The 13,092-nt window shown below is 67.5% G+C and carries 13 protein-coding genes; 2 read left to right on the plus strand and 11 right to left on the minus strand.

What is annotated here, in order from left to right; genetic code table 11:
* Nucleotides 1-290 precede the first annotated feature (290 nt).
* From IE286_RS21495 to IE286_RS21515, 5 genes are all read right to left on the minus strand, one after another.
* Nucleotides 291-1,595: a DUF6177 family protein gene (locus tag IE286_RS21495; protein ID WP_308115069.1), complete on the minus strand. Its 1,305-nt coding sequence runs from the start codon at nucleotides 1,593-1,595 to the stop codon at nucleotides 291-293.
* A gap of 134 nt (nucleotides 1,596-1,729) precedes the next feature.
* The gene (locus IE286_RS21500) at nucleotides 1,730-2,752 is read right to left on the minus strand and encodes a hypothetical protein (RefSeq protein ID WP_189798406.1); all 1,023 of its coding nucleotides are present in this window, start codon (nucleotides 2,750-2,752) and stop codon (nucleotides 1,730-1,732) included.
* On the minus strand, nucleotides 2,749-4,008 hold the full coding sequence (locus tag IE286_RS21505; protein ID WP_189798407.1) for a DUF6177 family protein: 1,260 nt from the start codon (nucleotides 4,006-4,008) through the stop codon (nucleotides 2,749-2,751). Before IE286_RS21505 ends, IE286_RS21500 begins: the two co-directional genes overlap by 4 nt.
* A gap of 78 nt (nucleotides 4,009-4,086) precedes the next feature.
* Entirely contained in the window at nucleotides 4,087-4,734 is a 648-nt protein-coding gene (locus IE286_RS21510; RefSeq protein WP_189798408.1) for a hypothetical protein, read from the minus strand.
* Between the two features lie 28 nt (nucleotides 4,735-4,762).
* Nucleotides 4,763-5,320: a DUF6507 family protein gene (locus tag IE286_RS21515; protein ID WP_308437392.1), complete on the minus strand. Its 558-nt coding sequence runs from the start codon at nucleotides 5,318-5,320 to the stop codon at nucleotides 4,763-4,765.
* Between the two features lie 1,364 nt (nucleotides 5,321-6,684).
* Here IE286_RS21515 and IE286_RS21520 point away from each other — a divergent pair.
* Nucleotides 6,685-6,825 carry a hypothetical protein gene (locus tag IE286_RS21520; RefSeq protein ID WP_189798410.1) on the plus strand — a complete coding sequence of 47 codons (141 nt, stop codon included), beginning with the start codon at nucleotides 6,685-6,687 and terminating at the stop codon, nucleotides 6,823-6,825.
* Nucleotides 6,826-6,953: 128 nt separating this feature from the next.
* Here the strand turns inward: IE286_RS21520 and IE286_RS21525 are convergent, their stop codons facing one another.
* From IE286_RS21525 to IE286_RS21535, 3 genes are all read right to left on the minus strand, one after another.
* Nucleotides 6,954-7,289 carry a hypothetical protein gene (locus IE286_RS21525; protein ID WP_189798411.1) on the minus strand — a complete coding sequence of 112 codons (336 nt, stop codon included), beginning with the start codon at nucleotides 7,287-7,289 and terminating at the stop codon, nucleotides 6,954-6,956.
* 124 nt (nucleotides 7,290-7,413) lie between these two features.
* A complete protein-coding gene (locus tag IE286_RS21530; protein WP_189798412.1) occupies nucleotides 7,414-7,971 on the minus strand; it encodes a DUF2267 domain-containing protein in 558 nt (185 codons plus the stop codon).
* A gap of 120 nt (nucleotides 7,972-8,091) precedes the next feature.
* Nucleotides 8,092-8,511, minus strand: coding sequence for an Hsp20/alpha crystallin family protein (locus IE286_RS21535; RefSeq protein ID WP_189798413.1), 420 nt, complete (start codon nucleotides 8,509-8,511; stop codon nucleotides 8,092-8,094).
* Nucleotides 8,512-8,859: 348 nt separating this feature from the next.
* Here IE286_RS21535 and IE286_RS21540 point away from each other — a divergent pair, with 348 nt between their 5' ends.
* Nucleotides 8,860-9,165 carry a hypothetical protein gene (locus IE286_RS21540; protein WP_189798468.1) on the plus strand — a complete coding sequence of 102 codons (306 nt, stop codon included), beginning with the start codon at nucleotides 8,860-8,862 and terminating at the stop codon, nucleotides 9,163-9,165.
* A gap of 47 nt (nucleotides 9,166-9,212) precedes the next feature.
* Here IE286_RS21540 and IE286_RS21545 read toward each other — a convergent pair whose 3' ends face one another.
* The 3 genes from IE286_RS21545 to IE286_RS21555 form a co-directional block, all read right to left on the minus strand.
* Nucleotides 9,213-10,757 (minus strand): MFS transporter, encoded by a 1,545-nt coding sequence (locus tag IE286_RS21545; protein WP_189798414.1) that lies wholly within the window; start codon nucleotides 10,755-10,757, stop codon nucleotides 9,213-9,215.
* A 77-nt stretch (nucleotides 10,758-10,834) separates the two neighbouring features.
* Nucleotides 10,835-12,166: a DUF445 domain-containing protein gene (locus IE286_RS21550; protein ID WP_372462563.1), complete on the minus strand. Its 1,332-nt coding sequence runs from the start codon at nucleotides 12,164-12,166 to the stop codon at nucleotides 10,835-10,837.
* A gap of 147 nt (nucleotides 12,167-12,313) precedes the next feature.
* Nucleotides 12,314-13,075 carry a DUF1707 SHOCT-like domain-containing protein gene (locus IE286_RS21555; RefSeq protein WP_189798415.1) on the minus strand — a complete coding sequence of 254 codons (762 nt, stop codon included), beginning with the start codon at nucleotides 13,073-13,075 and terminating at the stop codon, nucleotides 12,314-12,316.
* Between the last annotated feature and the right edge of the window lie 17 nt (nucleotides 13,076-13,092).

Here is a 13,092-nt window from a genome sequence, read left to right on the forward strand (position 1 = left end):
CCGAACTGCCGCGGGCTCAGCCCGGTGAACCGGGCTGTCCAGGAGGGCTCCGACGCCGTGATCACACCAGCCACGACGTGATCATCTCACCCATGACCAGCAGTTACGGGACAGCCCTCAGGGGCGCTTTCGGCCGGCCTGCGTCCTGGCTCCCACGAGCCATCCGTATCCCGGCCGGACCTGGCAAGGCGCGTGCGGCAAAGATGAACCTGGTGTCTGAAGCCGCCCAGGCCCTCAGCCCTCGCTTGAGCGCCTGCATCTGGACCGCCGCGCGGTGCCTGCCGCCCGCCTTATGCAGGTGAGTCCAGGCACCGCATCAAAGCCTGAAGGCGCCGCCACGCCACAGGCTCGTCTCCATCGCCAAGCTGGTAGTACAACGCCGGCCGGGCCTTCGAGCCAAGCCGCAGAGGTGGCGCGTCGGGCAGTGCGGCATTCGCACGGTTGAGTCCGAAGTCCGCCACCGCGTCCGGGCCGAGTGTGAGCGAGACGGGGAGGGCGGGCGGCTCATAGTGAGCCGGAACAGTGAGGTCGGCGCGCGCGGCCCGGACTTCGGTAACCATCGTGGCCAGGTTGTGGTGGGCAGCGAGTTCCTCGGCCAGGTGAGGCAGCCGGTCCAAGGGGGCGGGCCTGTCCGCGGTGTAGCCGAAGGCGAGGGTGATGTGCTCCTCAACGCCGAGACGAGTGTGCTGCACCTGCTGAGTGGCTATCCCGGGCTGGCCGGGGCTGCCGATCGCCACAAGCCAGGTCGGGGTTCCGCACCGCGCCCGGGTCCGGGCCAGGTCCGTCAGCTGCCGACGGGACCAGGGAACGTTCACCGGTTCCGCCGTGGACCAGACGGCGGGCGGTTCACCAGTCAGCGTCTGCCAGGCACACTCCAAGGCGCCGCCGAGGAGCAGGTGTTCGTCGGCGGGGTGGATGGTGCGCAGAGACAGAAGAAGCTGGCGTTCGCCGACGGCGCCGCCCGCTGGTGGCCGGAAAGCTTCCGCGACGGTCGGGCTCGGATCGGTGACGGGCGTGAAGTGACCATCGCGCCAGCTCAAGACCATGCCGGACAAGCCGTCGTAGTAGCCGGCCTCGGGGTCCCTGATAACCCACCGGGCGGCGGCACGGTCCAGGACGGTACGGGCAGCGAGAGTGAGGCGGGCCGTAGACGGGGTGACCAGATACAGGTGACGGCCGGTCTGCTCAGGGGTGCGCAGAAGTTCGGTCAGCCAGGTAGTGACTGCCAGGACTGGAATGTCGTAGAGGATGACGGCTGACTGGTCAGTCAGCACGTCGGCTTCGGCAAGGACGCCATCCCCGTCGCCGGGTGACGGGTGTGTGCCGGCAGCGGGCAGGGTGACAACCTCTGTGTGGGCGGCGGCCTCAGAGGGCCAGGTAACACCGTCGAGGAGAGCTGCCAGGCGGCCGGCGATGGAGGCTGCCAGCCGCTGCGCTTCCGGTACGGCCGTGCTCGCACGGACCTCGGTCCACCACAGGGGTAGCTGCGTCTCGACGGCCGGTGCAAGCAAACGTGTTGCTTCTCCCGCTACCTGTATAAACCGAGGTGCCTCAACCGAGGCCACCTGACGGCCATCCTCCGTGCGCAGGTACACGAGAGCGCCTTGGCCTGCGCGGCTGACCCGCAGATTCGGGCCGCCAGCGTAAAGGGCGGCTAGCAGACTCTGTGTGTCCGGCATTCTCTGGGTGAGGACAACTACATGTTGAGTCACGTGGTGTCTTCTCGGGACTAGTACCGACCTGACAGCTCTTGCAGAGCGTCAAGTGACGGGGACTCGCGCGGGGCATCCTCGGCAGGGAGGCCGGCATCGGCAGGCGGCGAGGTCTGCGCCGCCCAGGACAGTGCGGCAAGTGCGCTCATCCCTTTGGCGTGGGCTTCGCGAAGGCGGAGAAGCCATTGGGCACCTGCTTCAAATGCAACCTCACCAAGCGCCGTTCGAGGTTCGTAGCCTGCGGCCTCGTCACCGGTGGAGGCCCAGAGGTAGCCGAGCGTCTGGCCGTCTCGTTGGATGGTGAAGTAGCGGACCGGGTGGTCGGTGATACCTTCGTACTCGTCCTCGGAGGCCGGGATGCGGCGCTCGAGCAGCCCCGCACGGCCAGGTACCTCGAACGTCCCCCACGAGTCGTCGTACGCGAATCCTTCGATCCTTGGGTCCTCGAAGCCAAACTCGGTGGGAGTCGCGTGCCGGTTGGGGTCACCCGGGATAGGGGCGCTCCCGAACAGCGCAGCGAGCTCCTTCAAAGCAGCGGTCAGCCGGGGTGCGTTTTGCGCGTAAATCTCTGGCTGCTCACGGTCACGGGTGTCCATGGTCAACCATGCGTCATGGTACGTCTCGATGGTCACCACGAACATGCGGTTGGGCCAGAGATCTACCTGGACGACGAACAGTATCTCTGCCCGGTACTTGACCCCCGACTCCAGCCAATAGCCCGGACATTCGAAACGGACATTAGCGAAAACCTCGTTGCCAACAAGGGCGTCTACCTTGTCCGCCAGAGAGGACAGAGCGGTGCCGGAAGACAGCGGTTCACGCTCCAGGGGCAACCCAGATGCCTCCACTCTTTCAACGCGTGGGCCGCGCGTGACTTGGATCGACACCCTGGCCCGCCCCCCGGGGATCGACAGCTCGTGCCGGGCCAGGACGCTCCAGATAGCCGCAGCAGTTTTCACTGCCTTGACAGGACGAGCCTCTTTCTCGTCCAGCGTCAGTTCCCAAGTCCAGTCACCAACTGGGTTTTTTGAAGTGATCACAGCTTGCCTTCTGGATCGAGCTGTCTTCCGGGCGGAATAACGAGATTGCCATCCTCAAGACGGATAACGAACGTAACCGGCTCGCCATATCGCACGATTGGCTTCCCATCTCGCACGCGCCAACCCTGCTCCAATTCGAGCGGTCTATCATAATAGCCGCGAGATATCCAGTCAGCTTTCGTGCCCTGGCCGCCGTCCACAAGGAGTATTCGATGGTGGACCTCAGCTTTCTCCAGCTGACCCAGGTACTTCACTCGCGTGATTTCGTTAACCGGATCCGCAGGATTGTTGAGGTGTTTCAACTGATAGGCGTAAACTTCACCGGCACTATCCCTTACTTGAACATCCACGTCGGCGCCAAAATGATTCTTCTGCTCAAAGCAGATAGCGGAAGAAGGAACTCCGCTTTTCACCAGGTCATCCGCGAAAATTAGCTGATCGACAGCAGGCTGGAACATCTGGGCCTTTTTTCCCCATGCAAGATACGACAGCTCGACGGCGCCGCCCGCTGGTGGCCGGAAAGCTTCCGCGACGGTCGGGCTCGGATCGGTGACGGGCGTGAAGTGACCATCGCGCCAGCTCAAAACCATGCCGGACAAGCCGTCGTAGTAGCCGGCCCCGGGGTCCCTGATAACCCACCGGGCGGCGGCACGGTCCAGGACGGTACGGGCAGCGAGAGTGAGGCGGGCCGAAGACGGGGTGACCAGATACAGGTGACGGCCGGTCTGTTCAGTGGTGCGCAGAAGTTCGGTCAGCCAGGTAGTGACCGCCAGGACTGGAATGTCGTAGAGGATGACGGCTGACTGGTCGGTCAGCACGTCGGCTTCGGCAAGGACGCCATCCCCGTCGCCGGGTGACGGGTGTGTTCCGACAGCGGGCAGGGTGACAACCTCTGTGTGGGCGGCGGCCTCAGAGGGCCAGGTAACACCGTCGAGGAGAGCTGCCAGGCGGCCGGCAATGGAGGCTGCCAGCCGCTGCGCTTCCGGTACGGCCGTGCTCGCACGGACCTCGGTCCACCACAGAGGACCGTCCCTGTGCACCACGTCGCCCAGTAGCCGCGCTGTCTCTCCGGGCACCTGTATGTAACGCGGAGCCTCCAGAGAGACCACCGGGTTTCCGTCCTCGGTGCAGAGCTGTGCTACGGCACCCTGACCTGCCTGCTTCATACGCAGGTCGGGGCCGCCTGCGTGCAGGGCGGCCAGAAGGGCTTCAATATCGGGATATTCAACGGTGATAGCAAAAGCGCTCTGCGGCATGCACTGCATCCTTGGGCATTGTAAACCCAGCCAAGAGAAACTAATAATTCAAAACTACGACGGATACACAATCCGATCTCAGAGTTTGTCTGTCAAGTCTGGTCCGAGTCCGTCATCACACGAATCAGGCGTAGAGATTCCGCACCCATGCGCATGACCAAAGTAAGTAGGCTCTCCTGCCTCAGGTGTCACACCCAGCACGGAAGTCAAATCTTCCAACGCCTTGGCGAGCCGCGGAGCATTTTGATTGTAGACCTCAGGGTGCGGACGGCCAGAGAAGTCGAACCAACACCAGATGTCATGATGAACTGCAACCTCAGCCGACGGGCCGAAGGGATCCGGCGATACACTCAAGTCGATCAAACGCGACTCTTTCCGGGAGGCACCTTCTGAAGTGATCCACAAACCGGAGCCGATCACTTCTAGGTCGCCCACCTCAGCATCGGGGAAGCCAATAGGCCGACTAGCCAGCACCTTCTCGGACAATTTCGGGTCGTTCAATGGCGTTGTCGGAATAAGTAGACCGCTTGTCACACCTGTCGAACCCGCACCGAGTACGTACCAGCGGTATTCAAGCATGACTGGGTCGAGCAGGTCATGCTCCCGCAGAACATCAACCATGCGTGCGGCGATTTTTAGCGCTGACACAAGCCCTGGCTCTTCGACTTCGCCGAGATCCCAGAACCAAGATCCGCAAGGCTGCGGTGCACGCATCAGCATTGACATGATTGCCCCTTAAGGGTATACGGGGTTTTCAGATGGGACCGTGATAGCGCCATCCTCGAATCGGAGTAGGTAGGTAACTTGCGGACCTTTGCGCGAGATGTGCAACTCCCTCAAAGATTCGCGGGGTGAGATTTTCCAGCGATTCATGCACATCGAGGATCGCCACACGGTGACTCATCGGGTAGTCCATTTGAAATGCCGACTTGCTAGCGCGCAGCTCAGCAGCCGTGGGGACCTTGGCCGCCTCACGCTGCGACCGCGCAGCCATCTCCAGATCGCCCTCGACATAGGCGTTGGTGGCTTTGACGGTGCCGTCCATGGTCTTCCTGATACGGGCCGCCATGAACGTGATCTGCCCTTGGGTGTCAGAGACGAAGTTCGCCACCGCGGCACCGACCGGACCTGCGGGCGCGGGTCCGCAGTAGGGACCACTGGTCGTGCCCGCGCACTGGGCGGCCTCCTCGACACTCTTGCCGTAGCCCTTGATGTCCTTGCTCAGGTCCTCTGCTGCCAGCCCGACCAGCGACAGAATCGACTCCACCCCACTGGGTGTGATGTCCCACCCCGTCACGGCCCCCCGAGGCACTCTGCCAGCGTTACGTTCTCATAGTCGTGCCCGGCAGCAAGCACGCCGCGGACAGGACGATCTTCATGCCTATCAGGGCAACGAAGGCCAGCACAATGCAGTTCGTAGCCGATGGTGCGGAACCGGCCATAGGCAAGGAATCAGCGCGCGGCGGTGCCACGCCTGCCGCGATGACCAGACCACGCCAAGGCCAGGTCGTCTGCCCCGTGAGTCCGGTCACTTGGCATCCGAGACGGTACAGGCCCTGACACTCTTGCAGCGTGTCGAGGGGCGAGGACTCGCGCGGGGTGACCTCGGCAGGGGGTCGGCATCAGAGGGCAGAGAAGTCCGGGCCGCCCAGGACAGTGCCGCGAATACATTCAACCCTGTGGCGTGGGCGCCACTTCAGGCGCAGGAGACACCAGGCGCTCCTGTCGGGCGAGCGTCGGGGTCCCGGACGGGAGCCCGACGGCGCATGACGCCGTCTGATCGAGCGGGGCACGTCCGCAACCAGGGCCCTGAGCCGACGGCAGGCCGCGCACAGCCATAGCGCCAGTTCAGGTCCCCCACTGGGGGTCTGTTGTCGTAATCGGTCCACCTACGGCAGCGCATGCGCCGAAGGGTATTCCCGGCCCGACAGGTCCTGCACGTCCTCCACCGAACAGGATGTTCGCAGTGAGTCCCGCACCACAGTCCCGGATCGGTCGGTCCCGGGCCACCGTATGGCTTCATGCAAGGCATCACGCGCTGACAGTCCACGTCGTCTGGCTTTACCGAGGAACATCAGCCAGTCCTGCGCCACGTCGAGCGCAGCATGTCCCGCGGCGGGACGCGGCTCGTAACCTGCCGCATCACCTCTCGCATCCGCCCACACATATCCGATCGGTCTGTCACCGATTGCCACCTGGACGAAGTCGACAGGCGCTGAAGTCGTAGTGCCGTATCGCGGGGTGTCCTTCGGCACCATTCCATGCAGCCACTCGGTACGTCTCGGTACCTCGAACATGAACCAGGAGTCGAGGAGATCTGGGTCATCGTCCGGGAAGTCCTCGAACCCGAACTCCGTGGGCGCACCATGAACACCCGGATCCCAGGGCTCGATCGGGTGTACCGAGCTGCTCCGTGACGGCCCCGAGCGCGGCCCGGAGGAGCGCAGCATTCTGCTTCTGCACATCAGGCTGCTTGTGACCGCGCAGATCGTGCGACAGCCAGCAGTCGGAGAAGGTGTGCAGGGTGGTCGTTGCAGCACCACTGGGCCACATGTCCACAGTGATGACGAACAGCTGTTCGACTGAGCATCGTCTGCTGCCGCGTAGGACACTGCCTGGCAATGACAGGTCGACCGTCACATAAGCGATGTCCTGATTCTCCAGCTCACTGAGTACGTGGTGGAGAGTGAGAGTTCGCTCGAACTCGACGGCGGGGAGATCGACCCGCAGTCGCCGCTTTCGCAGGACGACATCGCCGCTCGCTGCATCCCGAGCAGCAAGGTCCACGTGTGCTCTCGCGTCCGCAAGGCCATGTGACTTGAGGACCGCCCAGACACCGGGTGCTTCTCGCGCACACTGTGCGAGCAGGCAGGCCAGGTCGCCCGCCGCTGTTGAAGCCGCCAGTGTCTCCCAAGACCGACTGGCGACCGGATCGACGATTCTGATCACAGAACACTCCTCCGCGGGTCCGCCCGGGCTTGCCTCCCCAGGGAACTGCCGTCAGCGAGAGAGTTGGCCCTGTCGACCACCGCGGCCAGGGCGGTGCCGGAGGACAGCGGTTCGCGCTCCAGGGGCAGGGCCGCGGCCTCGACGCGGTCGATGCGTCCGTCGTGCACGGATCGGGCCGAGATGGTCGCCCTTCCCCCAGGCAGGGCCAGCTCATGCCGGGCCAGGATCTTCCACACGGCCACGGCGGTCTCGATCGCTCGGGCAGGCCGTACCTCGGTGTTGTACATGGTTTCCCAGTCCCAGTCGCCGACGGGGTTCTCCGAGGTGAGCACGGAGCACAGCCTGCCTTCACATGTCGCGCTTGCGTGCGGTGATGTGCCCGGCCCGCGGCGCGGCGCCGCGTCCCCTGGCCCGGCCCACGGGTGTCGCCGGCCGGGCCAGGGGGCGAGGTGCCTGCTACTGGGCCGGGCTCAGTTCCGCGCGGCCGAACAACAGAGCGTAACCCGAGGGGAGTTGGGCGAGGATGCGGGTCAGCAGGTCGGTGTCGATCAGGTCGGCCACCACGCTCAGGACCGAGCTGACGTCCCAGCGGGCCGTGGCCGGGGTGGAGCCGTCGATGCGGGCGGCCACCGCTTCGACGAACTCCGCGGCCGTCAGGGGGCGGGTGACCGGGATCTGGGAGGCGATCACACGGGCGGCCTCCTCGGGGAGGGCGCGGGCCAGTTCCACACGCTCGTCGGCGGTGACGTGGCCGCCGAGGGCCGACAGGACGATCCGGGTGACGCGTTCGGCCTCCGCCCGCGTCGGGTACTGGCCGGCGTCCCGCACCCGCTCGGTCAGGTCGGTCCAGTCCGGTTCGCCGCCGCGCGTCCTGCGCTGTGCGGGCAGGTCGAAGGCCGGCTCACGGTGCGGGAGCGCTGCGGCGGACGTCGGTGTCGACGGGACCTTGGTCGTCGTGACGCTGGGCAGGGTCACACGCGGCACCGTGACACTGTGGACCGTCGTCGCGGTCATCTGTGCGGTCCTCCTCCTGGATTGCGTACGGGCATGGCCGCGTCCCGCGGCGGGGTACCGGATCCGCGGGACGCCTTTCCTGGAGTGGTCGGTGTCGGGGCGGCGGAGATCAGCTCCCGATCAGCTCCCGATCTGCTTCCGTTCGCTGCCGCCCGCGATCGGGATCTTGCGCGGCTTCGCCTGCTCGGCCACCGGGATGCGCAGTGTGAGGACGCCGGCGTCGTAGGAGGCGTCGATGCGCTCGGTGTCGAGCGTGTCACCGAGGAACAGCTGGCGGGTGAAGGTGCCCGTGGGGCGTTCCGCGGCGATCATCTCCGCGCCCTCGGGGGCGGGGGACTTCCGCTCGGCGCGGAGGTTCAACACGTTGCGCTCGACGTCGAGGTCGATCGTCTCCGGGTCCACGCCGGGGAGGTCGAAGTGGACGATGAAGTCGTCACCCGACCGGTAGGCGTCCATCGGCATCGCTCCGGGGCGGTCCGGGCCGAAGACCTCCCTGGTGAGGCGGTCGAGCTCACGGAACGGGTCGGAGCGCATGAGCATCACAGGTCACTCCTTTCGTGAGGCGCTTCTTGCGATGCCCTCTGCTGCTTATATAACTCGAAGGATGAAACTTGACAAGAGTGGACTCAGGTTTGCCTCGGATGGGTGAACAGGGGGTGGTGGGGCGGGGCGTGGGGGGGGAGGGTAGGGGTCGCGGCCGGAGGCCGCGTGGTGGGGTTTCGGCGGGTGTCTTGCGTGCAGGACACAACGACACGTACCCGGGCTCCCGGTGGACGCCCCGGCGGTACGTTTCCTCGCCGGTGGGGTGCGCGCTCGGGTGCCGGAACGTGAGCGTTAGCCTCGGTTTGTTTCTATCTCGCAAGCCGGGAGGCAGTGATGGCGCAGATTCTGGCGAAGGTTCCCACGGCGGCGGTGGCCGCGAGCGGGCTCGTCGGGGGGTACGGCGTGGCGCGCTGGACGAAGAAGCGGCAGCTGGGCGGCGCCGTCCTGGCCGTCGCCGGGGCCGCGGCCGCCCATCAGTGGACCAAGCGTGCGGGCGGCAAGGCGGCGGGGGCGCTCACCGCCGCGTATGTCGCGGCGTTCGCCGGTTCGCACCCGCTGGCCAAGAAGGTGGGTGCCTGGCCCTCGGTGTTCGGTGTCGCCGGGGCGGTGGCCCTGGCCTCGTACCTCGTCGCCGACCGGCGTGGTGACTGACGGACGGATGAGGATCTCCGGCGCGGCGGCCTGACCTGTGCCGGTCGTCAGGCCGGGTTCGAGGACGGCGGTGACGGCGGCCGGATGTCCGGAGGGCCGCCGTTGCCGTCGGTGCCCGTGGCCGTCGGCCCCTCCTGGGGCGTGACCGCCGTCAGCGGTGTGGCGATGTCCTCCAGGGAGCGGCGTTCGGCCTTGACCGCGAGGAAGACGGCGACCAGTCCCGCCGCGCACATCAGGGCGGCGCCGATGGAGAAGGCGAGCACGGTGTCGCCGGTCCTGCCGGTGCCGGTCAGGCCGGCGAACAGCAGCGGGCCGCTGATGCCGCCGGCCGCGGTGCCCAGGGCGTAGAAAAAGGCGATGGCCATCGCCCTGGTCTCCATCGGGAAGATCTCGGAGACGGTCAGATAGGCGCTGGAGGCGCCCGCGGAGGCGAAGAACAGCACCACGCACCAGCAGACCGTCAGGGTGGTCGCGGTGAGCGAGCCACGGCCGAACAGCCAGGCCGTGCCGAACAGCAGCACGCCGGACAGCAGGTAGGTCGAGGAGATCATCACGCGGCGGCCGACCGTGTCGAAGAGCTTGCCCAGCAGCAGCGGGCCGAGGAAGTTGCCGGCCGCGATGACGGCGAAGTAGTAGCCGGTGTGATCGGCGGGGATGGCGAAGAACCGGGTCAGGATCGCGCCGAAGCCGAAGGTGATGGCGTTGTAGAGGAAGGCCTGGCCGACGAAGAGGGAGAAGCCGAGCACGGCGCGCTTGGGATAGCGGGCGAAGACGGTGCGGCCGATCTCCGTGAAGGAGATGCTGCGGCGCTGATGGATGGTGATCTCGCCGTGCGGCGGAGGCAGCGGTCCGCTCCGCCTGGACTCGATCGCGCCCTCGATGCCGGACACCACCTCCTCGGCCTCGCGGTCCCGGCCGTGGATCAGCAGCCAGCGCGGGCTCTCCGGGACGTGCCGGCGGACCAGCAGGATCACCAGGGCAAGGACGGCGCCGAGCGCGAAGGTCGCCCGCCAGCCCACGTCGGCCGGCAGGATGCCGGTGTTCAGCGCGACGACCGACAGCAGCGAGCCGGCGACCGCGCCGAGCCAGAAGCTGCCGTTGATGATCAGGTCCACGCGGCCGCGGTAGGCGGCGGGGATCAGTTCGTCGATCGCGGAGTTGATGGCCGCGTACTCGCCGCCGATGCCGAAGCCGGTCAGGAAACGGAAGAGGAAGAACCACCACGCGTGGAAGGAGATGGCGGTCAGGGCCGTGGCCGCCAGATACACCGCCAGGGTGATCATGAACAGTTTCCTGCGGCCGAACCGGTCGGTCAGCCGGCCCCAGAACAGGGCGCCGCTGCACGCGCCCGCGACGTAGAGGGCCGCCGCGACGCCCGTGACCTCGGCGGAGGTGATCGGCAGTCCGCTGCCGGGCTCCGACAGGCGGGCGGCGATGTTGCCGACGACCGTGACCTCCAGGCCGTCCAGGATCCACACCGTGCCCAGGCCGACGACGACCGACCAGTGCCAGCGGGACCAGGGGAGGCGGTCGAGCCGGGCGGGGATGTCGGTGGTCACGGTGCGGCCGGTCGCGGCGTCTGCGGTGGTCATGGGGCACCCTCCTCACCGAGGAGAACGCCCGGACGGGTGCCCCGGACACGGGCCGCGCACGCACCGCAGCGACTCGGCTACGCTCCCAGCACCCGGGTCACCGTGTAGATGAGCAGCCCGGCCAGGGAGCCGACCACTGTGCCGTTGATGCGGATGAACTGCAGGTCACGGCCGATGTGCGCCTCGATCTTGCGGGTCGTGTGCTCCGCGTCCCAGCTCGCCACGGTGTCCGTGATCAGCGAGGTGATCTCCTTGCGGTACGTCGTCACCACGTACACCGCGGCGCCCTCCACCCAGCGGTCCACCTTGCCCTGTGTCCGGGCGTCGCCGGCCAGCCGGTTGCCCAGGGACAGCAGGGAGGCGCGTACCCGCAGGCGCAGTTCGCTGCGTTCGTCCTCCGCCGCCGCGACGATCATGGAGCGGACGGCGGACCAGGCGGAGGCGATCAGGTCCTGCACCTCGCCGCGGCCCAGCACCTCGCTCTTGAGACGCTCGACCCGGGCCCGGGTGTCGCCGTCGGTCTGCAGGTCGGCGGCGAAGTCGGTGAGGAAGCGGTCGAGTGCGCCGCGTGCCGGGTGGCTCGGCATGTCCCGCATCTCGGTGACGAAGCGCAGCAGCTCCTTGTAGACCCGCTCACCGACCTTGCGGTCGACGAACTTCGGGGTCCAGCCGGGCGCCCCGCCCTGCACGGCGTCCATCACCGAGTCGCCGTGCAGCACCAGCCAGTCGTGCGCGCGGGAGACCACCAGGTCGACGGCCCGGCGGTGACCGCCGTCCGCGACGATCTTCTCCAGCAGGGTGCCGAGGCCGGGTGCGATCTCCTGCGCGGCCGCCCGGCGGGTGATCGCCTCTCCGACCACCGCCTGCACGTCCGCGTCGCGCAGCACGGTCAGGGCGCCGCGCAGCGCCGTGGCGAGTTCCTCGGTCACCCGGTCGGCGTGCTCCGGCCGGGCCAGCCAGGCCCCCAGCCGGCTGCCGATGCCGACGGCGCGCAGCCGCTGCCGTACGACGTCCTCGGAGAGGAAGTTCTCCCCTACGAACTCCCCCAGCGACACACCCAGCTGGTCCTTCTTGGTGGGGATGATCGCGGTGTGCGGGATGGGCAGGCCGAGCGGATGCCGGAACAGGGCGGTGACCGCGAACCAGTCGGCGAGGGCGCCGACCATGCCGGCCTCGGAGGCGGCGGCGACATAGCCCGCCCAGGCCCCGGCGCCGGCGTGCTGGGCGGCCTTGGCCAGGACGTAGACCACCGCGACGAACACCAGCAGCGCGGTCGCGGTCAGTTTCATCCGGCGCACACCGCGGCGGCGTTGTTCGTCGGCCGGACCGAAGACGGTCATGGTGCGGTGCGATGCGGCTGCCGCCGTGTCCGAGCTGGTCCGCGGACTCGTCGTCGTCGTTCGTTCCATCCACTCCACCCGCTCGGTGATCGCGCCGTCGGTGATCGCGCACACGTCCCGCCCCCAATTGTCCCTTCCTGGCCGGCTCGCGGGACGGGAGCCGGGGTTCGGGGCAACGAGGGACGGCTTGGCGAACGAAGCGGAGGGTGAACCCGGCTAGGCCTGGCCCTGCCGGCGGCGCTCCCGGTCCTCGCGGCGTTCGTCGCGCCGGGAGGCGTGCAGTTCGCTGCGCTGGGCCCGGCGTTCCAGCCTCTCCTGGCGGCGCTGCTCCTTCAGACGGGCCTGTTCGGCCTTGGCGGGCTTGCGTTCGACGCCCACGCCGCCCCAGAAGGCGAAGCCGGTCACGATCACGCGCGGGGCGCCGGGCTCGCCCGCCACGCCGTCCTCGCGGTGGTCGAAGCCGCCCATGATGCCGATGCCGCGCACGACCACCTCGACCCCCGGCGGCACGATCACCTGCATGCCGCCCATGATCGCGACGCAGTTGATCTCGACCTCGCCGTCGGCGAAGTCCGCCTCGCGCAGGTCGATCTCGCCGCCGCCCCAGAAGGCGAAGCAGTTGAACCGTTTGGGCACGGTCCAGGTGCCCTTGCGCTGGAAGCCGGACATGATGGCGACGGCCCACGAGGAGGAGCCCTCGCCGCCCACGATCCGGCCGCGCCAGCCGCTGTCCGGCACCGGGTCCTTGCGCAGGGACACCGCAGGGGCGGCCCCGGCGGCCGTCACCGCCTGCCCGGCGGGCAGGTCACGGGTGAGGGGCGCCAGCTCCCCGTAGGTGCGCGCCTTGTAGGCGGCCTCCAGGCGTTCGTCGAACTCCTGCATGTCCAGGCGCCCTTCGGCCAGGGCGTCCCGCAGGACCTCGGCGACTCGTTCGCGGTCGGCGTCGGACGCGCGCAGGTCCGGGGCTTCGTCGGTCATGGGCAGCAGCGTACGAG

Source organism: Streptomyces thermodiastaticus, assembly GCF_014656135.1.
Lineage (GTDB): Bacteria > Actinomycetota > Actinomycetes > Streptomycetales > Streptomycetaceae > Streptomyces > Streptomyces thermodiastaticus.

Coding starts and splice junctions, on each gene's coding strand:
- IE286_RS21510 (WP_189798408.1), bottom strand. CDS start 4,734: ATGTCAATGCTGATGCGTGCACCGCAGCCTTGCGGATCTTGGTTCTGG.
- IE286_RS21555 (WP_189798415.1), bottom strand. CDS start 13,075: ATGACCGACGAAGCCCCGGACCTGCGCGCGTCCGACGCCGACCGCGAA.
- IE286_RS21535 (WP_189798413.1), bottom strand. CDS start 8,511: ATGCTCATGCGCTCCGACCCGTTCCGTGAGCTCGACCGCCTCACCAGG.
- IE286_RS21550 (WP_372462563.1), bottom strand. CDS start 12,166: ATGGAACGAACGACGACGACGAGTCCGCGGACCAGCTCGGACACGGCG.
- IE286_RS21530 (WP_189798412.1), bottom strand. CDS start 7,971: ATGACCGCGACGACGGTCCACAGTGTCACGGTGCCGCGTGTGACCCTG.
- IE286_RS21545 (WP_189798414.1), bottom strand. CDS start 10,757: ATGACCACCGCAGACGCCGCGACCGGCCGCACCGTGACCACCGACATC.
- IE286_RS21505 (WP_189798407.1), bottom strand. CDS start 4,008: ATGCCGCAGAGCGCTTTTGCTATCACCGTTGAATATCCCGATATTGAA.